This is a genomic window from Micromonospora reichwaldensis, from assembly GCF_031845925.1.
Taxonomy (GTDB): Bacteria; Actinomycetota; Actinomycetes; order Mycobacteriales; family Micromonosporaceae; genus Micromonospora; species Micromonospora reichwaldensis.
Window position 1 is genome coordinate 110,837 of record NZ_JAVRFL010000010.1, and the last position, 24,981, is coordinate 135,817.

20 protein-coding genes and 1 pseudogene are annotated in these 24,981 nt (G+C 74.7%); 12 read left to right on the forward strand and 9 right to left on the reverse strand.

Annotated features, from left to right (window positions below):
• Nucleotides 1-17: 17 nt before the first annotated feature.
• From RM555_RS10745 to RM555_RS10765, 5 genes are all read left to right on the forward strand, one after another.
• Complete coding sequence (locus RM555_RS10745; RefSeq protein ID WP_311411606.1) at nucleotides 18-191, forward strand: hypothetical protein; 174 nt, start codon at nucleotides 18-20, stop codon at nucleotides 189-191.
• A gap of 57 nt (nucleotides 192-248) precedes the next feature.
• Nucleotides 249-1,013: a methyltransferase domain-containing protein gene (locus tag RM555_RS10750; RefSeq protein WP_311411663.1), complete on the forward strand. Its 765-nt coding sequence runs from the start codon at nucleotides 249-251 to the stop codon at nucleotides 1,011-1,013.
• On the forward strand, nucleotides 1,010-2,182 hold the full coding sequence (locus tag RM555_RS10755; protein WP_311411607.1) for an alkaline phosphatase family protein: 1,173 nt from the start codon (nucleotides 1,010-1,012) through the stop codon (nucleotides 2,180-2,182). Before RM555_RS10750 ends, RM555_RS10755 begins: the two co-directional genes overlap by 4 nt.
• Before the next feature lie 52 nt (nucleotides 2,183-2,234).
• Complete coding sequence (locus tag RM555_RS10760) at nucleotides 2,235-3,494, forward strand: DNA polymerase IV (RefSeq protein WP_311411608.1); 1,260 nt, start codon at nucleotides 2,235-2,237, stop codon at nucleotides 3,492-3,494.
• A 115-nt stretch (nucleotides 3,495-3,609) separates the two neighbouring features.
• A complete protein-coding gene (locus RM555_RS10765) occupies nucleotides 3,610-4,005 on the forward strand; it encodes a DUF3040 domain-containing protein (protein ID WP_132236265.1) in 396 nt (131 codons plus the stop codon).
• Between the two features lie 257 nt (nucleotides 4,006-4,262).
• Here the strand turns inward: RM555_RS10765 and RM555_RS10770 are convergent, their stop codons facing one another.
• Genes RM555_RS10770 through RM555_RS10780 form a run of 3 tightly spaced genes read right to left on the reverse strand, consistent with a single transcriptional unit; the run spans nucleotide 4,263 to nucleotide 9,097 of the window.
• Complete coding sequence (locus RM555_RS10770; RefSeq protein WP_311411609.1) at nucleotides 4,263-6,725, reverse strand: transglutaminase TgpA family protein; 2,463 nt, start codon at nucleotides 6,723-6,725, stop codon at nucleotides 4,263-4,265.
• 16 nt (nucleotides 6,726-6,741) lie between these two features.
• Nucleotides 6,742-8,040: a DUF58 domain-containing protein gene (locus RM555_RS10775; RefSeq protein WP_311411610.1), complete on the reverse strand. Its 1,299-nt coding sequence runs from the start codon at nucleotides 8,038-8,040 to the stop codon at nucleotides 6,742-6,744.
• 1 nt (nucleotide 8,041) lies between these two features.
• The gene (locus tag RM555_RS10780; RefSeq protein WP_311411611.1) at nucleotides 8,042-9,097 is read right to left on the reverse strand and encodes an AAA family ATPase; all 1,056 of its coding nucleotides are present in this window, start codon (nucleotides 9,095-9,097) and stop codon (nucleotides 8,042-8,044) included.
• A 581-nt stretch (nucleotides 9,098-9,678) separates the two neighbouring features.
• Between RM555_RS10780 and leuS the strand changes: the two genes are divergently transcribed.
• The gene (gene leuS / locus RM555_RS10785) at nucleotides 9,679-12,513 is read left to right on the forward strand and encodes a leucine--tRNA ligase (protein ID WP_311411612.1); all 2,835 of its coding nucleotides are present in this window, start codon (nucleotides 9,679-9,681) and stop codon (nucleotides 12,511-12,513) included.
• 149 nt (nucleotides 12,514-12,662) lie between these two features.
• Here leuS and RM555_RS10790 read toward each other — a convergent pair whose 3' ends face one another.
• Together RM555_RS10790 and RM555_RS10795 are read right to left on the reverse strand one after the other, a co-directional pair.
• A complete protein-coding gene (locus tag RM555_RS10790) occupies nucleotides 12,663-13,517 on the reverse strand; it encodes a hypothetical protein (RefSeq protein ID WP_311411613.1) in 855 nt (284 codons plus the stop codon).
• A complete protein-coding gene (locus RM555_RS10795) occupies nucleotides 13,514-14,428 on the reverse strand; it encodes an ABC transporter ATP-binding protein (RefSeq protein WP_396888729.1) in 915 nt (304 codons plus the stop codon). Before RM555_RS10795 ends, RM555_RS10790 begins: the two co-directional genes overlap by 4 nt.
• A gap of 132 nt (nucleotides 14,429-14,560) precedes the next feature.
• Between RM555_RS10795 and RM555_RS10800 the strand changes: the two genes are divergently transcribed.
• Together RM555_RS10800 and RM555_RS10805 are read left to right on the forward strand one after the other, a co-directional pair.
• Nucleotides 14,561-15,817, forward strand: coding sequence for a sensor histidine kinase (locus tag RM555_RS10800; protein WP_311411615.1), 1,257 nt, complete (start codon nucleotides 14,561-14,563; stop codon nucleotides 15,815-15,817).
• Nucleotides 15,814-16,470, forward strand: coding sequence for a response regulator transcription factor (locus RM555_RS10805; protein ID WP_311411616.1), 657 nt, complete (start codon nucleotides 15,814-15,816; stop codon nucleotides 16,468-16,470). The genes RM555_RS10800 and RM555_RS10805 overlap by 4 nt, the downstream gene beginning before the upstream one ends.
• Before the next feature lie 64 nt (nucleotides 16,471-16,534).
• Here the strand turns inward: RM555_RS10805 and RM555_RS10810 are convergent, their stop codons facing one another.
• From RM555_RS10810 to RM555_RS10825, 4 genes are read right to left on the reverse strand one after another with little or no spacing between them, the layout of a single operon-like run.
• On the reverse strand, nucleotides 16,535-17,407 hold the full coding sequence (locus tag RM555_RS10810) for a phosphotransferase (RefSeq protein WP_311411617.1): 873 nt from the start codon (nucleotides 17,405-17,407) through the stop codon (nucleotides 16,535-16,537).
• Nucleotides 17,408-17,415: 8 nt separating this feature from the next.
• A complete protein-coding gene (locus tag RM555_RS10815) occupies nucleotides 17,416-18,099 on the reverse strand; it encodes a TVP38/TMEM64 family protein (RefSeq protein WP_311411618.1) in 684 nt (227 codons plus the stop codon).
• Nucleotides 18,096-18,818, reverse strand: a complete 723-nt coding sequence (locus RM555_RS10820) for a type 1 glutamine amidotransferase (RefSeq protein ID WP_132236287.1) — start codon at nucleotides 18,816-18,818, stop codon at nucleotides 18,096-18,098. The genes RM555_RS10815 and RM555_RS10820 overlap by 4 nt, the downstream gene beginning before the upstream one ends.
• Entirely contained in the window at nucleotides 18,808-20,055 is a 1,248-nt protein-coding gene (locus RM555_RS10825; RefSeq protein ID WP_151457258.1) for a MurT ligase domain-containing protein, read from the reverse strand. Before RM555_RS10825 ends, RM555_RS10820 begins: the two co-directional genes overlap by 11 nt.
• A gap of 354 nt (nucleotides 20,056-20,409) precedes the next feature.
• On the opposite strand from RM555_RS10825, the gene mraZ reads away from it, so the two are divergent.
• From mraZ to RM555_RS10845, 4 genes and pseudogenes are all read left to right on the forward strand, one after another.
• On the forward strand, nucleotides 20,410-20,841 hold the full coding sequence (gene mraZ / locus RM555_RS10830; RefSeq protein WP_311411619.1) for a division/cell wall cluster transcriptional repressor MraZ: 432 nt from the start codon (nucleotides 20,410-20,412) through the stop codon (nucleotides 20,839-20,841).
• A 205-nt stretch (nucleotides 20,842-21,046) separates the two neighbouring features.
• Nucleotides 21,047-22,160: pseudogene (gene rsmH / locus RM555_RS10835) on the forward strand (16S rRNA (cytosine(1402)-N(4))-methyltransferase RsmH).
• The gene (locus RM555_RS10840; protein ID WP_311411620.1) at nucleotides 22,150-22,755 is read left to right on the forward strand and encodes a septum formation initiator family protein; all 606 of its coding nucleotides are present in this window, start codon (nucleotides 22,150-22,152) and stop codon (nucleotides 22,753-22,755) included. The pseudogene rsmH and the gene RM555_RS10840 overlap by 11 nt, the downstream one beginning before the upstream one ends.
• A 5-nt stretch (nucleotides 22,756-22,760) precedes the next feature.
• Complete coding sequence (locus RM555_RS10845; RefSeq protein ID WP_311411621.1) at nucleotides 22,761-24,968, forward strand: peptidoglycan D,D-transpeptidase FtsI family protein; 2,208 nt, start codon at nucleotides 22,761-22,763, stop codon at nucleotides 24,966-24,968.
• Nucleotides 24,969-24,981: the final 13 nt, after the last annotated feature.

Below are 24,981 nucleotides of genomic sequence, written 5' to 3' on the forward strand. Positions count from 1 at the left end.
GAGGGGGACGAACGATCATGGGAAACAACGACGGTAACGGTGGGGTGGCGAACTCCCGGCGGACCCGGCTCGGCGCCGGTTGGACCCCGAGCCACCACACGGAGCCGCGCGAGTACGAGATCGTCGAGGGCCCGGTGGCCAACGCCCTGCGGTCGCGGGCCGAGGACGACGCCGCTGCCGGCGAGTCCTGACCTCCCACCCGGAGCCGGCCGGGCCGCCACAGGTGCGGCTCGGTGCGGCTGGACCGGGTGACTAGGCTCGACCGGGTGGAGCAGACCCCAGGCCGGCTCGCCGGGCCGCCGCTGACCCCCCGTACCGCCGTGATCTGGTCGGTGCTGCGCGCCGAGCTGGAGCGCCGCGCCGGCACCGCGCTGACCGTGCTCGACGTCGGCGGCGGCACGGGCGGCTTCGCCGTGCCGCTGGCCCAGGCCGGGCACCGGGTCACCGTGGTCGACGCCAGTCCCGACGCGCTCGCCGCGCTGACCCGCCGGGCCGCGGAGGCCGGCGTGGCCGAGCGGGTCCGCGCCGTGCAGGGTGACGGCGACGCGCTCGCCGGCCTGGTCGAGCCGGGCAGCGCCGACCTGGTGCTCTGCCACGCCGTGCTGGAGGTCGTGGACGACCCGGCGGCCGTGGTGGCGGCGTTGGCCGCCGCGCTGCGGCCGGGCGGCGCCGCGAGCGTGCTCGTCGCCAACCGGGCCGCCGCCGTGCTCGGCCGGGCCATGAACGGGCACCTGGACGTCGCCGCCGCGCTGGCCGCCGATCCGGCCGGCACCGCCGGCACCCGGGACACCCTGCGCCGGCGCTACGACGCCGACGGCGCCGCCGCGCTGCTCACCGCCGCCGGGCTCGTGGTCGAGCAGATCCACGGCGTACGCGTGCTCGCCGACCTGCTCCCCGCCGCCGTCGCCGACGGCCAGCCCGCCGCCCTGGTCGAGTTGGAGCGGGCGCTCGCCGCGCGGGCGCCCTGGCGGGACCTCGCCGCCCAGCTGCACCTGTTCGCCCGCCGCCCGTGACCGACCCGCCGCACCCGCCCGGGCCCACGCTGGAGATCGTCGGGCCGCGCTACGGCGACGCCAGCCTCGCCGACGTCCTGCCGTCCGCGCTCGCCGTGCTCGACGTGCCCGGCGCCACCGACCCGCTCGGGCTGCGGGCCGCGCTGCCCGGGGTACGCCGGATCGCGGTGCTGCTCGTCGACGGCCTCGGCTGGCACCAGATCCCGACCGCCGCCCCGTACGCGCCGACCCTGGTGGGGCTCGCCGCCGCCGTCGGGCGGCAGCTGACCTCCGGCTTCCCGTCGACCACGCCGACCAGCCTGGTGACGCTGGGCACCGGCGCCGCCCCCGGCGCGCACGGCGTGCTCGGGTTCACGGTGCGGGTGCCGGCGACCGACCGGGTGCTCAACCACATCGAGTGGGCGGCCGATCCGGCGCCGCTGCGCTGGCAGCCGGTGCGTACCCAGCTGGAACGGGCCCGCGCCGCCGGGGTGGCGGTGACCGTGGTGAGCCGGCCGGAGTTCGGTGGCAGCGGGCTGACGCTGGCCGCCAACCGCGGCGGCGACTACCGCGGCGCGGCCGGCGTCGACGCGCTCGCCGAACGGATGCTCGCCGCCCTCGCCGCCGGAGCGGGACCCACGCTGGTCTCCGGCTACCACCCCGACCTGGACCGGCACGGCCACCTCACGGGCGTCGACTCGGCGCCGTGGCGGATCGCCGCGGCCGAGGTGGACCGGCTGCTGGCCCGGCTCGTCGACGGGCTGCCGCCCGACGCGGCGCTGCTGGTCACGGCCGACCACGGCCAGCTCGACGTGCCGGCCGAAGACCGCTTCGACCTGGACACCGACCCCCGGCTGCGCGCCGGGCTGGAGGTGGTCGCCGGGGAGCCCCGGGTCCGCTACCTGCACGTCGCCCCCGGCGCCGTGGACGACGTGGTGGCCGCCTGGTCGGCGGTGCTCGGCGACGCGGCCCGGGTGCGTACCCGCGACGAGGTGGTGGCCGCCGGCTGGTTCGGTCCGGTGGCGGAGGAACACCTGGCGCGCATCGGCGACGTGGTGGTGATCTGCAACGGCACGTACGCGGTGACCGCCTCCCGCTCCGAGCCGCCGGCGGTCTCCCGGCTGGTGGCGTACCACGGGGCGGACACGGCGGCCGAGATGGCGATCCCGCTGCTGGTCGTACGCGGCTGACGCGCCCGGCCCGCCGGCCGGGGATGTCGCAGGCCCGGGCTAGCCTGCGGGGATGGGCCGCAGCCAGTCGTTGCCCCGGGGTGGCGATCCCCGGTTCGGGCCGGACGCCGACGATTCCGGCTGCCCGATCCTGCACGTCGACATGGACGCCTTCTTCGCCTCGGTCGAGGTCCGCCGCCGGCCGGAGCTGCGCGGTCGGCCCGTCGTGGTCGGCGGCACCGGTCCGCGCGGGGTGGTGAGCTCCGCCAGCTACGAGGCCCGGCGCTACGGCGTACGCAGCGCCATGCCCACCGCCCGGGCCCGGGCGCTCTGCCCGCACGCGGTCTACCTGCCGCCGGACTTCACGCAGTACTCGGCGGCCTCCGCCGCGGTGATGCAGATCTTCCGGGACGTCACCCCGCTGGTCGAGCCGCTCTCCCTGGACGAGGCGTTCCTCGACGTGGCCGGCGCCCGGCGGCTCTTCGGCCCGCCGGCCGCCATCGCCCGGCGCATCCGCGAGCGGGTCGCGGGGGAACAGGGGCTGAGCTGTTCCGTCGGCGTCGCGCCGAGCAAGTTCGTGGCCAAGCTCGGCTCGACCCGCGCCAAGCCCGACGGCCTGCTCGTCGTCCCGGCCACCCGGGTGCTCGACTTCCTGCACCCGCTGCCGGTGTCGGCGTTGTGGGGAGTGGGGGAGCGGTCCACCGAGACGCTGCGGCGGCTGGGCCTGGCCACGATCGGCGATCTCGCCGAGGCCCCGGTCGGCATGCTGCGCAAGGCGCTCGGCGAGGCGTCCGCCGCCCACCTGCACGAGCTGGCCTGGGGGCGTGACCCGCGCCGGGTCACCCCCGAGCAGGCGGAGAAGTCGATCGGCGCCGAGGTGACCTTCGACGTGGACGTCACCGACCCGCTGGAGATCCGCCGGGCGCTGCTCGCCCTCGCCGAGAAGGTCGGCATCCGGCTGCGCCGGGCCGGGCAGGTCGGGCGCACCGTGTCGCTCAAGGTGCGGCTGACCGATTTCCGCACCGTCAGCCGCTCCCGCACGGCGGGCGTGCCGACCGACGTCGCCAGGGAGATCTTCGACACCGTCTGGGCGCTCTACACCGCGCTCGACCCGGGTGAGCCCGTCCGTCTGGTCGGCGTACGGGTCGAGGGGCTCGCCGCCGCGCGGGAGACCCCGCGGCAGCTCACCCTCGGTGCGCCCGAGCGGGGCTGGCGGGAGGCGGAGGCCGCAGCCGACGCCGCCGCTGCCCGTTTCGGGCGGTCCGTCATAGGTCCGGCCAGTCTGCTCGGGGTCCGCGAGGGGCGACGAAATGAAAATCCACCCCGGCCGTAGGTCGTCCCGCTTTCCGACGCGCGAGGGCCCTCGTAGACTTGCGGGTAAGCAGCCGGTTGGCTGCCACGGTCTGTCGGCCCGACCGGGCCGACCAACGTGACCGGGGAGGAGTGCCGTGCCGCTCTCGGAGCACGAGCAGCGGCTGTTCGAGCAGATCGAGCGGTCGCTTGCCGAGGACCCCAAATTCGCCTCGGCCGTGCGCGCCAGCGATCCGCGCTTCCACGCGCGGCGTCGCCTGCTCGTCGCTGCCGGCGTGATCATCGCTGGGCTGGCCCTGTTGGTCTATGGCGCGGTGATCAAGCTTCCGCCGCTGGCAGTGGCGGGTTTCGTCGTCATGCTGGCCTCGGCCGCGTTCGCGGTGCAGTCGCACCGTCGGGGACAGTCACCGGACCTGCACGTCGTGGGCGGGACGACGAGTCGTCGTCGCCCCCGCGGCCGGTCGGGTCGTCGGCCCTCGATCCTGGACCGGATGGAGGACCGGTGGCGGCAGCGCCCGGAGGGGCACCGCTGAGCCCGGCCCGCCCCTGAGGCGGGCCGCGCGACAAACAGTCGGCCGCCGGGACGCCCGGCGGCCACCGACGACTCCGCACGCCCCGGGGCGTGCATCCTCCGCATCTCCCGATGTCCGGCATCCGGCCGGCCTCGTCCGCCCGTGAGACCGGTCGGCTGGTGAGTTCGGTCGGCCCTTGCGCCCGGTCGGCCCGTGAGCCCCGCGAACGCGACGGGCCGGTGGGGGCGGGTGCCCCTACCGGCCCGTTCGTCCGTCGTTCAGCGGGCCATGCGGCCGGCCAGCAGGCGACGGGGGTTCCAGCGCAGCAACCGGTGCCGGGCCCGACCACCCGCCGCCACCAGCCGGGACGACGCCTCGGCCGTGCCCGTGCGCCAGCGCAGCAGCACCGACGGCGGCAGCACCGCCGCCACCAGGCGGGTACGCCGGTCGGTCTGTGCGGCGAGCGCGGCGCGTACGGTGCGCAGGGCCGGCAGGAGCTGCTCGCCGGTCAGTGGATCGCGGGCGTAGCGGGCGCGTTCCTCGGCGCGGCCGAGCAGGCGTACCGCCGTGGTCGCCCCCGCGTCGGCGGTGAGCGCCTCCCGGGACAGCCGGTCGGCGGTCGCCCGGGGGGTCTCCGTCCGGTCCACGCGGACCCGGTAGTCCACGAGCGTGTCCAGCAATTCGTCCCAGGCGGCGTGCGCGTCCGCCCGCGCCCGCTCCGCGTCCGCCACCACCACCATGCGTCGCCCGTCGGCGGGCGCGTCGCCGGCGGCCCCGGGGCGCACCGCCGCCGCGGCCGGTCTCGCCGGACCGCTGCGCTTGCGGCGCAGGGCCGTGCGGCGCAGCGCCGGCAGGGCCAGCAGAGCGAGCAGGGCCAGCACCGCCGCGGCGGCGTACCAGGGCCAGACCGGAGCCTGGTCGGTCGGGACCGTGCCGTCGAGGGCCAGGCCGGAGTCGATGTCCTCCTCGGGGCCCTCCGGCCCCGCCGGGCCGGCCGACGGGTCGACGTCGCCGGGGGCACTCGTCGGGCCTGCGGTCGGCGTCTCCGCCTCCGGGGCGTCGATGTCCGGCGCCCACGCCGACCGGGTCGAGCCCTGCACGCCGTACGCCGGGGTCGGGTCGAAGGGCACCCAACCGACCTCGTTGAAGTAGACCTCCGTCCAGGCGTGCAGGTTCCGGTTGGTCAGCGTGTACGTGCCGTCGCCGGAGTTGCTGCCGTTGGCGAAGCCGAACGCCACCCGCGCCGGTACGCCGGCGGCCCGGACCAGCCACGTCATCGCGGCGGCGTACTGCTGGCAGAAGCCGACCTTGTTGTCGAGGAAGTCGACGATCTCCCGCCCGCTGGTGCCGCCCTTGGTGCTGAGCGAGTAGGTGAAGCCGTTGTCCGCGGAGAAGTGGTCGTAGATCGCGCGGACCTTGTCGTACTCGGTGTCCTTGCCCCGTACCAGGGTGGAGACCAGCTCCTCGACCTCGGGCACCGGCGGCGGCGCGGGATGCAGACGCCGCACGGCGTGGTCGGCGGGCAGCGGCGACGACCGGCGCAGGGCCGCCGGCGTGTAGGTCGAGCGCACGTACTCGAACGAGTAGCGCTTGTCGCGCGAGTTGTCCCGGCGGGAGAAGACCACCTGGAGGCTGGGGTCGTACGCCCAGTTGCCGTTGAGGCCCTCGGAGCGCACCGGTTCGGTGTAGACCGGCAGCAGCGGCATGTTGAGGGTCTTCGTCACCTCGACCGTGGCCTGGTACGTCCGCTGCTCGGCGCCCCGCGCGGACGGCGCCGGCAGGTCGTCGACGGGCCGGCCCGTGGGGGTGCCCTCGCGGAAGCCGCTCGGCGTGAGCTTGTCGGCCACGCCGAAGCGCAGGTAGAAGGGGCGGGGCTCGTTCGTGGTGACCTTGACCAGGTCGGCGACCTCGGACTGGTTGAGCTGCCCGCTCAACGCCGCGAACAGGTCGATCTGGCCGGTGCCGCCCTGCCCGGAGCGCCCGTTACCGTTGCCGTTGCCCGAACCGCCCAGCGTGTCCAGCAGCCCGCCCGTCATCCCCGGCACGGCCAGCGGCAGCACCACGGCCAGTGCCACACCCACCACCGCCAGCCGCCGGCCGGCGGCGGCCAGCGGCGAGGCCTCCCAGACGTCGACGTCCCGCCCGTCGCCGGTGAACCGCCGGCCGAACCGGCGGACCCGGTCGACGTTGTCGGTCACCAGCAGCCAGAGAAACCCGGCCGCGCCGACGACGAACGGCACCGCCGGGACGCTGTCCACGTAGACCGCGACGGGCACCGAGTAGATCGCCAGCATCGGCAGGCCGGCCAGCGCCGGCCGGCGTAGCCCGACGGTGAGCACGTCGACCGCCACGGCCACCCCGCCGATCCCGAGCACCGTGACGAACAGCAGCGGGTCGGTGTCGGGGACCTTGACGCCGTACGAGCGCATGTCCTCCAGCGAGCCGTCGAGCAGTTCGCCGAAGTGCGTGAAGGTCGACGGGGTGGGCACGATGCCCAGCAGTTCGGTGCCGCCGGGGAAGAGCCAGGTCAGGGCCAGCGTCAGGCCGGCCAGCATGCCCAGCGCCTGGCCCCAGAGCGGAACCCGCGCCAGCCGGGCGAGCGCGGCCACGGCGGCGACCACGGCCACCGCGATCGTCGCCTGGATCAGCCACGTCCAGCGTTCGAAGATGGCCGACAGCGGCGCGGCGGCGAGCAGCGTCGCCGCGGCGGCCACGAAGCCCAGGTTCCGGTGGGCGATCATGAGGGGACCCTTCCGTTCATCGCATGCCGCCGGCCACCGTCTCGGCCATGGCCGCCCGCAGCGCGAAGCCCTGCGAGCCGCGGGCCGCCTGCGGCCACAGCGCGGGCAACTGCGTGCCGTGGTCGACGCCGATGACCCGCCAGCCGCTCTGCAACATGGCCAGCGCGGCGGCGCCGTGGGCGTGGTCGGCCTCGGCCCGGGCCTTGGCGGGCAGGTTGAGCCAGGTGGAGCTGTCCAGCAGGAAACCGACGCAGGTGGCGCCGTTGCCCCGCAGCCCGGCCAGCAGCTCGGCCTCGGCCGTGCTCACCGAGCCGAAGAGGCCGATGATCAGGCCGCCGTCCGACCGTTGCCGGACCCGCTGCACCAGGGTGGTGAGCTCACCGTTCTTGTCGAGCCGGACCTCGGCGAGGTGGTCGAGGAGCACCCCGTCACCGGCCGCCTCGGACGCGTCCACGTCCGCGCCGGAACCGGTGACCAGGCGCAGCTTGTAGCCGGCCTGCCGCAGGTGCACCGCGATGCTGGCCGCGGCGGAGACCGCCCACTCGAAGGAGGCCGTCGGCCCGTCGCCGCGGTGGCCGTACGCGCGGGTGTCCAGCACGACGGTGGCCCGGCTCTCCCAGGGCTGCTCCTCCCGGCGCACCATCAGCTCGCCCGTGCGCGCGGTCGACTTCCAGTGCACCCGGCGCAGGTCGTCGCCCATCCGGTACTCCCGGGTGGCGGCGTCGTCCTCGCCGTGCACCGCCACCGAGCGGGCCCGGCTGTCGCCGCTGCCCGCGTACTCGCCGGGCAGGCGCACCGAGGGCAGCGGCGTGACCTGCGGGATGACGGTCAGATGATCGGTGCTCGGGAAGGCGCGGCTCAGCTCGCACAACCCGAACGGGTCGGTCATCCGGACCACCAGCGGGCCCACCTCGTAGCGGCCACGCACGTCGGCGCGCACCGTGTAGGCCACCGAGCTGGCCTGGTGGGCGCCGAGCCGCTCCAGCACCACCCGGGGCCGGCTGCCCAGCGCGTACGGCAGCCGGTCCTCCAGCAGCAGGGTGCCGGTGGGCAGGCGGGACATGTTCTGCAACCGCAGCACCACCCGGGAGCTGGCCCCGACGGGCACCCGGTGCGGGTCCAGCGACCGGTTGCAGGCCAGCTTGTAGCGGCTGCGCCCGACGTAGGCCGCGGCGAGCAGCGGCAGGACGGCCAGCAGCACGGCCACCCGGAGCAGGTCCTTCTCGCCGAGGATGCCGGCCGAGACCGCCGCCGCGACCGCGGCCGCGATGAACGAACGGCCGCGGGTGGTCAGCCCGCGCAGCCCGTCGCGCACGTCACCGCCTCCGCGGCTCGTACGTGGCTCGGCCGTTGCCCTCGCCCGTGGGGCGGGTGTCGTACGGGGAGCGCCCGCGGTCGTGCGGCAGCGGCAGCCGGTGCACCAGCTCGGAGACGATCGCATCGGTCGTACGCCGGGCGAGCTGGGCGTCGGCGGTGGGGATGATCCGGTGCGCGAGCACGGGCACGGCCAGCACCTGGAGGTCGTCGGGCAGGACGTAGTCGCGCCCCTCCAGGGCGGCCACCGCGCGGGCGGTGCGCAGGAGCTGGAGGGTCGCCCGCGGGGAGGCGCCCAGGCGCAGGTCGGCGACCTCGCGGGTGGCGGTGACCAGGTCGATCGCGTACTGCTTGACGGCGTCGGCGACGTGCACCTGCCGGACGTGGCCGATCAGCTGCCGCACGGTGTTGGCGTCGGCGACCGGACGCAGCTCGTCCAGCGGGTCCGTCGCGCCGTGCCCGTCGAGCATCGCCAGCTCGGCGCTCGGGTCCGGGTAGCCCATCGCGATGCGGGCGGTGAACCGGTCGCGCTGCGCCTCGGGGAGGGGATAGGTGCCCTCCATCTCGATCGGGTTCTGGGTCGCGACGACCATGAACGGCGTCTGGAGGTGGTAGGTGACGCCGTCGACGGTGACCTGCCGCTCCTCCATGCACTCCAGCAGCGCCGACTGCGTCTTCGGCGAGGCGCGGTTGATCTCGTCGCCGACGACCAGGTTGGCGAAGACCGCACCGGGGCGGAACTCGAAGTCGTGCGTCTCCTGGTTGTAGACGCTGACCCCCGTGACGTCGCTGGGCAGCAGGTCGGGGGTGAACTGGATGCGGCGCACGGAGCAGTCGATCGACCGGGCCATGGCCTTCGCGAGCTTGGTCTTGCCGACCCCGGGCACGTCCTCGATGAGCAGGTGGCCCTCGGCGAGCAGGACGGCCAGGGCGAGCCGCACGGTGGCGGTCTTGCCCTCGATGACCTGCTCGATGTTCGACACGATGGCTTCGCTGGCGGCACGGAACTCGTCGTGCGGCAACACGCCGCCCACCTCGTCCCAGGTCTGTTGTGTCACGGGCCTCCTCCTCGTCGCCGGACGGCAGCTCTGAATAGAGCAGCTGGACCCGCCGTAGGGTTCGCGACGCCGAGCCTCGTCTGCCGCAGAAATCTCACTGGTCTCTCAGGCTAACCATGTTTGTCGCCGTCGCCGACCCCCGCAGGTAGACGGTCGGTTACGCACCGAACATTCGCCGGGTCGGGGGAACGGACCGTCGCTCTCGGTGCCGGCGATGATCACGAAGGGCTGCCGCGACGCGTACGGCCGCGGTCGCCGTCCCGACCGGTGGCGGCGGGCGACGTGCGGGACCGGACGGCGGGGTACACTCCCGGGCATGGCCGGATTCTTCCTGCTTCTTACCGGGCCGTGCTGATGCGCTGACGCGCGACAGCACGGCGGCCCCTCCTGCGCGAGGGGCTTTTTTGTGCCCTCCGCCGGACGCCCCGGCGATCGGCACCCGGCACCGGCGCCGGCCCTCGGGCGGCGCGGCGCCGGCGGCGGACAGACCCGAGCCAGACCGACATGACCGCGCCGAGCGAGGTCAGCACCCAGCCCGGCCGTGGCGTGGCCGGCGGCGACGAGCGAAGCGAGGAGACGCCATGAGTGAGGCAGCACCGGCCGACATTCCCCCGTTCCGGTACACCGCGGCCCTGGCCGAGGAGATCGAACAGCGCTGGCAGGACGCCTGGGCGCGGGAGGGGACGTTCCACGCCCCGAACCCGACCGGCCCGCTGGCAGACCCCGGTCATCCGCGCGCCGGGGCGGAGAAGCTGTACGTGCTGGACATGTTCCCGTACCCGTCGGGCGCGGGCCTGCACGTCGGCCACCCCCTGGGCTACATCGGCACCGACTGCTTCGCCCGCTACCAGCGGATGGCGGGGCGCAACGTGCTGCACGCCATGGGCTTCGACGCGTTCGGCCTGCCCGCCGAGCAGTACGCGGTGCAGACCGGCACCCACCCGCGGACCACGACGGTGGCCAACATCGAGCGCTACAAGGCGCAGCTGCGCCGGCTGGGCCTGGCCCACGACGAGCGTCGCTCGGTGGCCACCATCGACACCGACTTCTACCGGTGGACGCAGTGGATCTTCCTGCAGGTCTTCAACTCCTGGTACGACACCGGGGCGAAGCGGGCCCGCCCGATCGCCGAGCTGATCGCCGAGTTCGAGGGCGGCAACCGGCCCACGCCCGACGGGCGGCCGTGGGCGGAGCTGTCCGTCGCCGAGCGCCGGGGGATCGTCGACGACCACCGGCTGGCGTACGTCTCGCAGGCACCGGTCAACTGGTGCCCGGGGCTGGGCACCGTGCTGGCCAACGAGGAGGTCACCGCCGACGGCCGCTCCGAGCGCGGCAACTTCCCGGTCTTCAAGCGCAACCTGAAGCAGTGGATGATGCGGATCACCGCGTACGGGGACCGGCTGCTGGACGACCTGGACACGCTGGACTGGCCCGAGCCGATCAAGCTGATGCAGCGCAACTGGATCGGCCGCTCCACGGGCGCGCACATCGACTTCCCGACCGCCGTCGCGCCGATCCGGGTGTTCACCACCCGGCCGGACACCGTCTTCGGCGCCACCTACATGGTGCTGGCCCCCGAGCACGAGCTGGTCGACGCGCTGGCGCCGGCGGCCTGGCCCGAGGGGACGAAGGACGCGTGGACCGGCGGGCACGCCAACCCGCGCGCGGCCGTGGAGGCGTACCGCAAGGCGGCGGCGGCCAAGACCGACGTCGAGCGGCAGGCCGACACGAAGGAGAAGACCGGCGTCTTCGTCGGGGCGTACGCCACCAACCCGGTCACCGGCGGGCAGGTCCCGGTCTTCGTCGCCGACTACGTGCTGGCCGGCTACGGCACCGGTGCGATCATGGCGGTGCCCGGCCAGGACGAGCGGGACTGGGCGTTCGCCGAGGTCTTCGACCTGCCGATCGTGCGTACCGTGCAGCCGGCGGAGGGCTTCGACGGCAAGGCGTACACCGGGGACGGCCCGGCGGTCAACAGCGCCGCGCCCGAGCGCGGCCTGGACCTGAACGGCCTGGGGGTGGCCGAGGCGAAGGCCCGGATCATCGAGTGGCTGGAGGCCAACGGCCACGGCACGGGCGCGGTGACCTACCGGCTGCGCGACTGGCTGTTCTCCCGGCAGCGCTACTGGGGCGAGCCGTTCCCGATCGTCTACGACGAGACGGGTGCGGCCATCGCCCTGCCGGAGGAGATGCTGCCGGTCGAGCTGCCCGAGGTGGACGACTTCTCGCCGCGCACGTTCGACCCGGAGGACGCCGGCAGCAACCCGGAGACCCCGCTGTCGCGCCGGCGCGACTGGGTCGAGGTGGAGCTGGACCTGGGCGACGGCCCGAAGCGCTACACCCGCGAGACCAACGTGATGCCGCAGTGGGCCGGCTCGTGCTGGTACGAGCTGCGCTACCTGGACCCGACGAACTCCGGGCGCTTCGTCGACGCGGAGAACGAGGCGTACTGGATGGGGCCGCGCGGCGAGGGCGACTGCGGTGGCACCGACCTGTACGTCGGCGGCGCCGAGCACGCCGTGCTGCACCTGCTGTACGCGCGTTTCTGGCACAAGGTGCTGTACGACCTGGGGCACGTCTCGTCGTTCGAGCCGTTCCGCAAGCTGTTCAACCAGGGCTACATCCAGGCGTACGCGTACACCGACGCCCGGGGCGCCTACGTGCCGGCCGAGGAGGTCACCGAGCGCGACGGCGGCTTCTACCTGGGCGACACCCAGGTCAACCGCGAGTACGGCAAGATGGGCAAGTCCCTGAAGAACGTGGTCACGCCGGACGAGATGTGTGCCGCGTACGGGGCGGACACGTTCCGCGTCTACGAGATGTCGATGGGCCCGCTGGAGGTGTCCCGGCCGTGGGAGACCCGGGCGGTCGTCGGGTCGTACCGGTTCCTGCAGCGGGTCTGGCGGGCGGTCGTCGACGAGCAGACCGGCGCGCTGCGGGTCACCGACGCGCCCGCCGACTCCGCGACCCGGCGGCTGCTGCACAAGGTGGTCGACGGGGTGCGCGGCGACATGGAGGCGATCCGGTTCAACACCGCGATCGCCAAGCTGATCGAGCTGACCAACGGGCTGACCCGGCTGACGGAGACCCCGCGCGAGGTGGCCGAGCCGCTGGTGCTGATGCTGGCGCCGTTCGCCCCGCACGTCGCCGAGGAGCTGTGGCGCCGGCTGGGGCACGACACCTCCCTGACGTACGCGGACTTCCCGACCGCCGACCCGGCGCTGCTGGTGGCCGAGACGGTGACCTACCCGGTGCAGATCAACGGCAAGGTGCGGGGCCGCGTCGAGGTCCCCGCCGACGCGTCCGAGGAGACCGTCCGCGCGGCGGCCCTGGAGGCGGTCGCGTCCTCGCTGGCCGGCAAGGAACCCCGCAAGGTCATCGTGATCAAGGGCCGCATGGTCTCCGTCGTAGCCTGACCCAGGTGTAGGGACTGAGGTGTAAGGAAGGGCCCTCTCCTATCGCATTTTGTATAGGAGGGGGCCCTTCCTTACACCCGGTCGGTCCGGACCGCACCGGACCGCACCGGATCGCACCGCACCGCACCGGGAGTCGGTGGGGCGGGCGGTTACGGGTCGCGGCGGTGGGTCAGGGTGACGGCGGCGAGGGTCGCGGCCGCGGACCAGGCGGCCAGGGTGAGCCAGGACCCGGTGACGGTGGCCGGGTACGGGTCCCGGTTGACGACGTCGGGATGCACCTCGATCAGTCGTAGCCAGGCGGTGAGGGGCAGGGCGTTGTACGCCTCGGCGATCCACCGGTGCTCGTCGCTGTCCACCGCCATCGGCACCAGCACGAGCACCGCCGTCGCGGCGGCCACCGCACCGGCGGCGTGCCGGGTGAGCGCGCCCAGACCCAGCCCGACCAGCGCGCACACGGGCACCAGCACGGCGCTCGCCACGACGGCGCGCAGCACCCCCGGCTCGCCGATCGACCAGCCGGCGTCCCGGTCGGCGAGGATCGCCTGGGACACCCAGAACGACGTCGCCGCGGTGACCGTGCCGAAGCCGAGCATGACCCCGGCCAGTACGGCGGCCTTCGCCGCGACCAGCGCGCGGCGGGCGGGGACGGCGGCGAACGTGGCCCGGATCAGCCCGCTCTGGTGCTCGCCGACGATCGTCAGGGCGCCGATGGTGGCCGAGACGAGGATCAGCACCAGGTAGCCGACCTCGGGGAAGGCGTCGCGCACCGGCCCGTACAGGTGGAACATCTCCCGGCGCCCCTGCGGGTATCCCGGCCAGTTCCGGTGGTCGGCGAGGCTGGCGTTGACGCTGACCCCGACCACGAACAGGAAGACCAGCGGCAGCGTCCAGCGGGTCGAGCGCAGCGACCAGAGTTTGATCCACTCGGCGGCCAGCAGGTCGCGGAACCGGGCCGGCGCCCCGGTCATGGTCGGACGGCGGGTCGGCTGGGTCACGGCGGTCATCGGGTCCCCTCCCCGGCGAGATACTCGACGCTGTCGGCGGTGAGTGCCATGAAGGCCTCCTCCAGCGAGGCGGTACGGGTGGTCAGTTCGTGCAGCCCGACTCCGTGGGCGAGCGCGAGGTCGCCGATCCGCGCGGCCGTCAGGCCGGTCACGACGAGCGCCCCGGCGTCGTCGGGGCGGACGTGCGCGCCCTCGGCCGTGAGCACGGCGGACAGGGTCGCCGGGTCGGGCGTACGGACGGTCACGTCGGCCCGGGTGCTCCCGGCGGCGAACTCGGCGAGGCCCTGCTCGGCGATCAGCCGGCCCCGGCCGATCACCACGAGCCGGTCGACGCAGTTCTGCATCTCGCTCATCAGGTGGCTGGAGACGAAGACCGTGCGCCCCTCGGCCGCCAGCCGCCGGAACAGGTCCCGTACCCAGCGCACCCCCTCCGGGTCGAGGCCGTTGAACGGCTCGTCGAAGAGCAGTACGGGCGGGTCCCCGAGCAGCGCGGCGGCGATCCCGAGCCGTTGCCGCATGCCGAGCGAGAAGCCGCCGATGCGCCGCCGGGCGACGGCCGACAGCCCCACCTCCCGCAGCACCTCGTCGACCCGGGCGCGCGCGATGCCGTTGCTGCGGGCCAGGGCCGACAGGTGCGCGACGGCGCTGCGCCCGCCGTGCACGTCCCCGGCGTCGAGCAACGCGCCGGCGTGGCGCAGCCCGCGTGGCCGGTCGGCGAAGCGGACCCCGTCCACCGTGACGGTGCCGCTGGTCGGCGCGGTGAGTCCGATGATCATCCGCAGCGTGGTGGACTTGCCGGCCCCGTTGGGGCCGAGGAACCCGGTCACGTGGCCGGGGCGCACGGTCAGGGTGAGGTCGTTGACGGCCGTCGTGCGGCCGTACCGTCTCGTCAGGGCGTTGAGTTCGATCACTCCACCCACGCTGCCGGGCGGCGGGCGGCGGGGCGTCGCCCCGGCGGCCACACCCGGCGGCCGGTGACCCGCCCCGGGGCGTACGCCCGTGGGCCGATGCGCGGGCGGCGACCGGCTGTCTACGGTGTGCGCATGGACGCCACCGTGCCGCTGCCGCGCCGCGCCGCGTCGCTGGCGCGGGCGGTCCTGCCCTGGGTCGGCGTCGCGCTGCTGCCCGTCACCGTGCTGCTCGCCCCGGCCGTCGCGTCGAGCCGGGGCGGCGTGGGGTTCGGCGACTGGTGGATCTCCGAGCGCTACCTGGTGCCGCTGCTGGCCGTGGTGCCGCCCGCCGGCCTGCTGCGCCGCCGCCCGGTGCTCGCCCTGGTCCTGATGGTCGTCGCGGCGTGCGTGATCACCGCCGCCGTCAACGTTCCGGAAGGCGGCTACCTGACCGACATCTGGTACGCACAGTTCCTGGCCATCGACCTGGTGGTGGGGCTGATCGCGGCGAGGAGGTCGCGCCGCGTCTCGGTGCCGGTGGCCGTCGCGGTGCTCGTCGTGCAGATCACCGCTGGCTTCGTGAACCCCGCCAGCGACCCCATCAACCGGGCCACGCTCGCCGTGCTGGCGGTCGTCACCGCGTGGACGGTCGGCAACTCGGTCCAGGCCCGGCGCGGCTACGCCGCAGCCGTCCGGGCGCACACCGCCGCCGAGGCGGTCACCGCCGAGCGGCTGCGCATCGCCCGCGAGCTGCACGACATGGTCGCCCACAGCATCGGGGTGATCGCCATCCAGGCCGGCGTGGGGGCCCGGGTCATCGACACCCAACCGGCCCAGGCCCGCGCCGCGCTGGCCACCATCGAGGCGACCAGCCGCGACACCCTGGCCGGCCTGCGGCGTACGCTCGGCGCGCTGCGCCGCCCGCAGTCGGAATCGGCGTCGCTGGACCCGACGCCGGGGCTGGACGACCTCGACCGGCTGGTCGTCGCCGCCGCCGACGCCGGGGTGCGGGTCGACCTGCGGCGCGTCGGCGAACGGCGGCCGGTCCCGGCCGAGGTCGACCTCGCCGCGTTCCGGATCGTGCAGGAGGCGCTCACCAACGTGGTACGACACGCGGGCAGCGACCGGTGCCGGGTCACCGTCACACAGGGCCCCGACGAGGTCGCCGTGGAGGTCGTCGACGACGGCCGGGGCGGCGCGGTCGGCGGCGAGGGGCACGGCATCCTCGGCATGCGCGAACGGGTCGCTCTGCTGGAGGGCCGGTTCCACGCCGGGCCCCGCCCCGAGGGCGGCTTCCGGGTGGCGGCGTGGCTACCGGCACCCCCCGCAGCGCCGGCGCCACCGGCAGCGCCGGCAGCACACGTGGCGACGGAGTCGGTCGGAGCGCGGGCCGGGACGGCGGACCGGTGAGCGTCCGGGTGCTGCTCGTCGACGACCAGCCACTGGTCCGTGCCGGCCTGCGGGTGCTCATCGCCGACGCCCCCGACATCGACGTCGTCGGCGAGGCGGGTACGGGGGCCGAGGCGGTGCGGCTGGCCCGCGAGGTCGTGCCGGACGTGGTGCTGATGGACCTGCGGATGCCCGGCATGGACGGCATCCAGGCCACCCGCGCGATCACCGCGCACGGCGGCGCCACCCGCGTCCTCGTGCTCACCACCTTCGACGACGACGAGCACGTGCACGCCGCGTTGCGTGCCGGCGCGAGCGGGTTCCTGGTCAAGGACATGGCGCTGGACGACATCCTCGGCGCGGTCCGGGTGGTCGCCGCCGGGGACGCGCTGATCGCCCCCGGGGTCACCCGCCGGCTCATCGCCGAGTTCGCCCGCCGGCCGACCCCCGCCGCCCCGACCCGGGCCCTCGACGGCGTCACCGAGCGGGAGCGCGAGGTGCTGACGCTCGTCGGCCGGGGCCTGTCCAACGGCGAGATCGCCGCCGAGCTGGTGATCAGCGCGGCCACCGCCAAGGCGCACGTGGCCCGGCTGTTCAGCAAGCTGGGCGCCCGCGACCGGGTGCACCTCGTCATCGCCGCCTACGAGGCCGGCCTGGTCTCCCCAACGGGATGAGGCGCGCGACCGGGCGCGCTCCGGGCGCTCAGCGCAGCGTGGCCGCCGTGCGGCGCGGAGCCGGTCAGCGCAGCGCGGCCGCCACCACCGGGCGGCGCTCGCCCAGCCAGTCGTGCCAGCGGCGCACCGTGTCGGCGATCCCCGCGTCGCGGAGCCGGCACATGGCCGCATCACCCCGCTCCGCGCCGGCCGCGATCCCGCGCCAGGTGCCGTCGATCTGGGCGAGCATCACGTCGACCAGTTCGGCGCGGGGGAGCGCGAGCGACCCCGTGCCGGCCGCCTCGTAGGAGTCGCAGAGCAGTCGGGCGCGCCGGCCAAGCTCCACTGGGTCGGCTCCCGGCCCCGTCGCCGCCCAGTGCCAGGCGGCGAAGGCGACGTCCTCGACCCGCCGGCCGGGCGCGGCCAGGTCCCAGTCGATCAGCGCCACGGGCAGCGGGCCGGCCGGAGAGTCCCGGTACACCGTGTTCTTCGGGGACAGGTCGCGGTGGCAGACCGTCTCGGCGTCGCCGGCCAGCGGGCTGCCCGCGCAGGCGTCGTGCAGCCGCCGGAGCAGCTCGGCCAGCCGGGTCAGCGCCGGGTCGGCGAAGTACGCCGGATCCTCCCTGTCCCGCCACGGCACCCGGCCGTCGACGTGGCTGAGCACCTGCCGACCCCGCTCGTCCGTGCCGAGGTGGCGGGGCGCGACGTCCGCGCCCACCCGCTCCAGGTGCCGCAGCAGCGCGGCGACGAACCCGGCGTTCTGCGGCGGCGTACGCCGGACGGTGTCGCCGACCCGGACCACCTCGGCGATGAAGCCGCCCCGCAGCCGCTCCTCGGTGGCGGTCGGGTCGACGCGACCGGTGACGGTCGGGTCGACGCGACCGGTGGCGCCGGTCGGCTGTCGCCCCTCGTCTTCCGGCCCCGTGGCCCCGCCCGCTCCGGGCGACCCGCCGCGCACCGCCGGCCTCAGCTCGGCCCGAGCCGGCGCTGCCGCTCGGCGCGCCACCAGCGGTGGATCAGCACGACGCTGGCGATCAGGCCGAGCGCGGCCGGCGCGGCGCCGAACCAGTTGACGTCGCCCGGGGAGGTGACCGTCGCGCCCACCGCCGCGTAGCCGAACGCGGTGGGCGCGGAGGCGATCACACTGCCGGCGAGGAACGGCAGCACCCGGGCGCCGGTGGTGCCGTAGCCGTAGCTGACCAGCCCGAAGCCGGCGATCGGCAGCAGCCGTACGGTGACCACGCCCAGGACGCTCTGGCGGGCGAACCAGCCGTCCAGCCGGGCCAGCCGGCCGCGTACCCGCTCGGCGACGAAGTCCCGCCCGAGCAGGCGGCCGACCGTGAAGCCCAGCGCCGCCGCGAGCAGGGCGGCGCCCAGCGCGTACGCGGCGCCCTCCAGCGCACCGAAGATCGCGCCCGAGGCGAGCGTGATGAAGGTCCGGGGGACCAGCACGACCAGCAGCAGCGCTCCGCCGAGGACCGCCGCCACGGGGGCGAAACCGCCCAGCCGGTCGGCCAGCCCGGGCAGTTCCCGCGCCTCGGGCAGGTCGACGACGAGCAGCACCGCCCCGAAGGAGGCGAGCAGGAGCAGCAGCAGGGCGAACCGGACGGCCGACGGCTGCCGCAGCAGCCGCCGGACGGCCAGGATCATGCCCGGGCGGCGGCGGCCACCGCGGTGCGGCGCTCGGCGCGCAGCCGGTCCGACCAGGTGTCGTCGAGCGGCGGGAGCTGGTGCGCGCCGGTGGCCCAGCGCAGCAGCAGGTCCGCCAGGGCGGGATTGCGGGCGAGGGCCGGGCCGTGTGAATACGTGCCGAGCAGCTTGCCCCGCCACGCCCCCTCGGTGGCGCCGTCGTTGCCGACCCCGGCGGTGACCCGGGCCAGCGGGGAGACCCCCGGGCCGAGGTGGGTGCGCCCGCCGTGGTTCTCGAACCCGGTCAGCGCCGGCACGCCCAGCCGTGGGTCGATCTCGCCGGCCAGCTCGCCGACGGCGCGGGTCGGCCCCCGGTCGGAGGAGAGGTCGAGCAGCTCCAGCCCGGCGCAGAGGGTGCCCTTGGCGAAGAAGGAGGTGCCGAGGAGCTGGTAGCCGGCGCAGACCCCGAACACGACCGAGCCCTGGGCGACCGCCCGGTGCAGGCCGCCGTCGGCGAGCAGCCGCTGCGCGCCGAGCGCCTGCGGGCCGTCCTCGCCGCCGCCGATGAGGTAGATGTCGGCGGTGGAGGGGAGGCGCTGGTCGGAACGCACCTCCAGCACCTCGACCGGGAAGCCGCGCTGCCGCGCCCGGCGGGCGAGGATCAGGGCGTTGCCCCGGTCGCCGTAGGTGGAGAGCAGGTCGGGGTAGATCCAGACGATGCGCAGGCTCTCAGTTGACACGGTCCAACTCCGCTCGGATGTCCTGGAACGCGGTGTAGTTCGCGATGACCTCCAGGCGCCCCGGGGGCACCGACCGGACGGCGTCGTCGAACGTCCGCACATGCTGGAAGGGCACGTCGTTGACCTCGAGCCGGACCGCGAGGTCGTACGCGCGGTCCCCGGTGATCAGCACCTGCCGGCCCCGTAGCGGGGCGAAGTCGACGTCGAAGAGCCAGGAGGTGTCCAGCCCGTCGGGGTCCCGGGCGTTGATGGAGAGCAGCGTCGGGGCGACGTCGGCCATGTCGAAGGCCTCCAGCCAGCTGGCCGGGTTCTTGGCCAGCAGCAGCCGGATGTTGCGCCCGTCCCGGTCGACCTGGGCGTAGCGGCCCGCGACGGAGGTGACGCTGCCGAGCTGGAGCACCGCGTCCACGGGCCGGACGCCGAACTCGGCGGCGACGGCCAGCGCGGTCGCGGCGTTGCCGACGTTGACCTTGCCGGGAAGCTGGAGCTTGACCTTGTGCCAGGCGCCGGTCGGGTCGAGCACGCCGTCGTCCTCCACCGTCCACTGCGGCTCGGGCCGGCGCAGCGGGCAGCCGCTGCACCACCACTGGTCGCCGGAGCGCTGGATGGTGGAGCCGCACTCGGGGCAGACCCAGGAGTCGTCGTGCCAGCGTTGCCCGGCGCTGAACCAGGTGACCTGCGGCGGGGCGATGCGGTGGTCGTGGTTGGGCGGCGGGGTCGCGGCCCAGACCACCATCGGGTCGTCGGCGTTGGCGACGACGCGGACGTTGGTGTGCCGGACCAGCGCGGCGCGCCAGAGCTGCGCCATCATGGCGACCTCCTTGGCCCGGTCGAGCTGGTCGCGGGAGAGGTTGAGCAGCGCCACCACGTGCGGCTCGGTGGCGTCCAGCACCTGGGCGAGGTAGTGCTCGTCCACCTCCAGCACCGCGTAGGGCGTGCTGCCGGCCTTGGCGAGCGCCGAGGTGTGCCCCGTCGGCATGTTGGCGCCGAACGAGTTGGTGGCGACGCGGCCGAGCACCCCGACCGCCGCCGCGGTGAGCCGGGTGGTGGTGGTCTTGCCGTTGGTGCCGGAGATCAGGGCGATGGCGCGCCCGGCCGACAGGTGGGCCAGCAGGTCCGGGTCGATCTTCAGGCCGATCCAGCCGCCGATCACCGAACCGTCACCGCGCCCTGCGGCCCGCGACAGCGCCGCGGCGGTCCGCGACACCGAGCTTGCCACCTTTGCCCGCAGGGGCATCTTCGCGTCCGTCACCCGAGCGAGGTTACCGGACCGGCGACCCCGCCAGATCGCCGCCGACGGCGAACCGTTCGGCCGGGGTGGTCCGGCGGGGTGGTCGGGACGCGCTCAGCCGGACGGAGTCGATCTATGTCGGAAAGCGGACCGGCCCGGCGGGCCCGCGGCCCTCCACTCCGCTCCACCCCCGTTGACGTGCGGTTTTGCGCGGCGAAAGCTCGCGCCACGCGGGCGATTCTGGTTGCGGGTGGAGGGAAGTGGAGTAGAGTGGGGCGCAGTGGTGAGGCCGGGAGGGCCCACCGGCCCGGGGGGTCAGCGGCGCCGCGAACGCCGCTCAAGGGCGAGGGGGTTGGGCCGATGTTTCTCGGCACCCACACCCCGCGCCTGGACGACAAAGGCCGGTTGATCCTCCCGGCGAAGTTCCGGGACGAGCTGGCGGGGGGTGTCGTGATAACCAAAGGGCAGGATCGCTGCCTCTACGCCTTCCCGATGCCCGAGTTCCAGCGGATCGCGGAGCAGTTGCGCGCGCAACCGATGACGAACAAGGCGGCCCGAGCCTACAGCCGGGTCTTCTTCGCCAGCGCGCACGACGAGGTGCCCGACAAGCAGGGCCGGGTGACGATCCCGGCCCACCTGCGGGCCTACGCCGCGCTCGACCGGGATCTGGTCGTGATCGGCGCGAGCACCCGGGTGGAGATCTGGGACAAGGCTGCCTGGGAGACCTACCTCGCGGAGAGCGAAGACGGCTTCGCCGACATCGAGGAGGGGGTGCTGCCCGGCGGTCTGTAGGGCGTGACGGCGCCCGACGTACTGCGAGATCTCCACCCGCTTTCGAGTTCCTGGCACCCCTTCCCCGGTGCCAGGCGCACGATCCGATCGGAGGGCCGCGGCCTCCGACGGGCGGGAGCGGATGGGGATCTGGCGGTACGACGGCACGGCGTCGTCCGACGACAGACGCGTGAAGGACGAAGGTTTCACACCAGTGGGGGTCGACATGGGGGAGCTACGCGGCACGCACGTGCCGGTGCTGCTCGAGCGGTGTCTCGAGTTGCTGGCCCCCGCGCTGGGCCGGGGCGGGCGGACGGTCCACGTCGACGCGACGCTGGGCCTGGCCGGGCACGCCGAGGCGGTGCTCGAGGCGCATCCGGAGACGGTGCTGATCGGGCTGGACCGGGACACCGAGGCGCTCGCTCACGCACGCGTCCGGCTGGCCCGCTTCGCCGACCGCGTCCACCTGGAGCACGCCGTCTACGACGAGCTGCCGGAGGTGCTCGATCGGCTGGGCTACCCGGCGATCGACGGCATCCTGTTCGACCTGGGCGTCTCCTCCCTGCAACTCGACGCACCCGACCGCGGGTTCGCCTACGCGCAGGACGCCCCGCTGGACATGCGGATGGACCAGACCCGGGGGGTGACCGCCGAGGAGGTGGTCAACACGTACGCCCATCCGGACCTGGCCCGCGTGCTGCGGGTCTACGGCGAGGAGAAGTTCGCGGGCCGGATCGCCTCGGCGATCATCCGCGAGCGGGAGCGGGCCCGGATCACCTCGTCGGCGCGGCTGGCCGAACTGGTCAGGGAGTCCATTCCGGCACCCGCCCGACGAACCGGGGGACACCCGGCCAAGAGAACGTTTCAGGCTTTACGGATCGAGGTAAACAAGGAACTGGCAGCGCTGGAGACGGCGCTGCCGGCCGCGCTCGACAAGCTCAACGTGGGCGGCCGCATGGTGGTCCTGTCCTACCACTCGCTGGAGGACCGGCTCACCAAGGCGGCGCTCAGCGACCGGGTCCGCAGCAAGGGCCCGGTCGACCTCCCGGTCGAACTGCCCGGGTCCGGTCCGACGTTCCGGCTGCTCAGCCGGGGCGCCGAACTCCCCGGGGAGGTGGAGGTCGCCGCGAACCCGCGGGCCGCGTCAGTGCGGCTGCGGGCCGCGGAGCGACTCGACCCGGACGCGGCACAGCAGGGCGGCACCGACCGCGAACGGTACCGCCGGCGGGTCAAGGCCATGCACCAACCAGGGGCGGGGTCTCCCGGATCCGACACGGATCCGACGGACCCCGGGGGACGGGACAGGGACGGACGAAGAGGGGGAGGGACATGACTATTGACAAGCGCGACCGTCGGGACATCGCCGGCGGCGGGCAGCGCGCACCGCGGTCGGGGGGCCGGACCGCGGCGGAGCGGGCCACGCGCATCGGTACCGGCACGCCGCGGACGGACCGCGCGAACCGGCAGGGGGAGACTCGCGCCCGGGGGGCGCGCGAGTTCCCGACCCAGGGCAGCGCCGCGCTGCGTCCGGCCGAGCGGGACAACGCCGGCCAGGCCCGTCCGCCCCGGCTGCGGGTGGCGCCGCCGCCGCCGGTGAAGGTGCCGCGGGCACCCTTCGCCGCGCTGGTGCTGGTGCTGGTGGTCGGCGGGGTGCTCGGCATCCTGCTGGTCAACACGAAGATCAACGAGAACGCCTTCCGGCTGGAGAAGCTCCAGGAGCAGCAGGCCAAGCTCGACGTGGAGCAGCAGCAGCTCAACAAGGAGATCGCCGACGCGGAGGCCCCGGGCAACCTGGAGGCCCGGGCCCGCAAGCTCGGTCTGGTGGAGGCGGGCGAGCCGGCCTACATCCGGCTGCCCGACGGCAAGGTCATCGGCGTGCCGCAGCCCGCCGGGGGCAAGCCCTCGATCACCAGCCAGCAGGGCGCGGGAGGCTGACGACCGTGCCGCCGAGATCGGAGGAACCGCGCCGGGACGCCACAGGCTCCCGGCGCGGTTCGTCGCGTAACGGGGGCCGGGGCGGCGAGCCGCGCTCCGGCGAGCCGGGGGTCGGTGGCATCTCCGACGCCCGGGCGTACACCCCGCGCGGGCGTACCGTGCGCGAGCAGCGCGCCGGCGGTCGCGCCGAGCGGGACGCCGACGCCGGCCCCGCCGAGCAGCGCCGGACGCCACGCAGCACGCGCTCCGGCGACCCGTTCCGCCCCGCCCTCCAGGTCCTCGACGGCGGGCGCGCCGGCGCCGGCCGGGCCGGCCGGCGGGAGGCGGCGGGCCGCTCCGGCGTCGTCCGCACCGTCACGCCCCGCACCCCGCGCCACGACGACGAGCCGGCGGCCCCGCGCCGCGCCGCCCCGCGCCCCGCCCGCCGGCCGGACCGTCCGGCCGCCCGGCGGCCGTCGCGCAAGCCGCCGAAGCCGCCCCGGCTGGCCGATCCCCGTCGCCGGCTGCGGCTGGGCACCGTGCTCACCCTGACGCTCTTCGCCGTCATCGGCATCCGGCTGGTGGTCCTCCAGGCCGTGGAGACTCCGGCGTACGCCGGCGGTGGTCTCGCCGACCGGCTGCGCACCGTCACGCTGCCGGCGGCGCGCGGCGCCATCTACGATCGGTCCGGCGCCCCGCTGGCGCACAGCGTCGAGGCGCGCTACGTCTACGCCGACCCCACCCAGGTCAAGGACCAGCAGGCCACCGCCAGGGCGCTGTCCCCGCTGCTCGGCATGCCGGCCTCGGAGCTGGCCGAGAAGATGAAGCCCCGCAAGCGGGTCAACGGCGTCGACTCGCAGTTCGAATACCTGGCCCGGGGGGTGGACATCGACCGGGCCCGGCAGATCACGGCGCTGGAGCTGCCCGGCATCTACACCCACCGCGACGAGCGGCGCGAGGTGCCCGGCGGTGACCTCGCGGCCAACCTGCTCGGCTTCACCAGCCAGGACATGGTCGGGCTGGAGGGGCTGGAGGCCCGCTACGACGACGTGCTGCGCGGCAAGGACGGCAAGCGGGTCTACGAGGTCGGCCTCGGCGACCTGGCCGCCCCGATCCCCGGCGGCTACAGCGAGACGACGAAGGCCAAGCCGGGCAGCTCGCTCCAGCTCACCATCGACCGCGACCTGCAGTTCATGGTGCAGCGGATGCTGAGCCGGCACATGACGCAGAGCAAGGGCAGCACCGGCGCCGCCGTGGTGATCGAGATCCCCTCCGGCGAGGTGCTGGCCCAGGCCAGCCACCCCACCTACAACGCGGCGAAGCCCGTGCCGAGCGACCCGACCGACCGCGAGGACGCGGCCACCAGCTTCGTGGTCGACCCCGGCTCGGTGCACAAGGCGATCACCTTCGGCGCCGCGCTCCAGGAGCGCGTGATCACCCCCGACACCACGCTGCCGATCGCCAACAGCATCAAGATGGGCGACGTCTGGTTCACCGACACGCACAAGGCGCACGGAAAGCAGATGAGCCTGCCCGGCATGATGGCGTACTCGTCCAACGTCGGCACCATCCAGATCGCCGACAAGCTCGGCCCGGAGCGGCTCATCGACTACCAGAAGCGCTTCGGCCTCGGGGAGCCGACGCGGGTGGGCATGCCCGGCGAGGCCAGCGGGCGGCTGCTGCCGCTCGACGAGTGGAGCGGGTCGTCGTACGGGTCGGTGCCGATCGGGCACAGCGTGGACGCCACGCCGCTGCAGATGGCCGCCGTCTACGCGACGATCGCCAACAACGGCACGTACGTGCAGCCGCGTCTGGTCAAGGAGGTGGTCGGGCCGGACGGGAAGCGTACGCCGACCGACCCTCCGGTCACCCGGTCGGTGCTCAGCCCGGAGAACGCCGCCGCGCTGCGGACCATCCTGGAGGCGGTCACCACGGTCGAGGACGCCACCGGCAGGGCCGCGGCGATCCCCGAGTGGCGGGTCGCCGGCAAGACCGGCACCGGCTGGCGGCTGGTCGACGGGCGCAGGCAGCTCGGCGAGGTGGCCTCGTTCATCGGGATGGCCCCGGCCGAGAAGCCGCGCTACGTGATCGCGGTCTTCGCGCACACCCCCTCGGGCGGGGGCGGGGACATCGCGGCCCCGGCGTTCCGGGACATGATGCAGTTCACGCTGCGTCACTACGGGGTGCCGCCGAGTGGGGAGAAGGCCCCGAAGTTCACGGTCTATCCGCGTTGAGCGGCCACGCCGC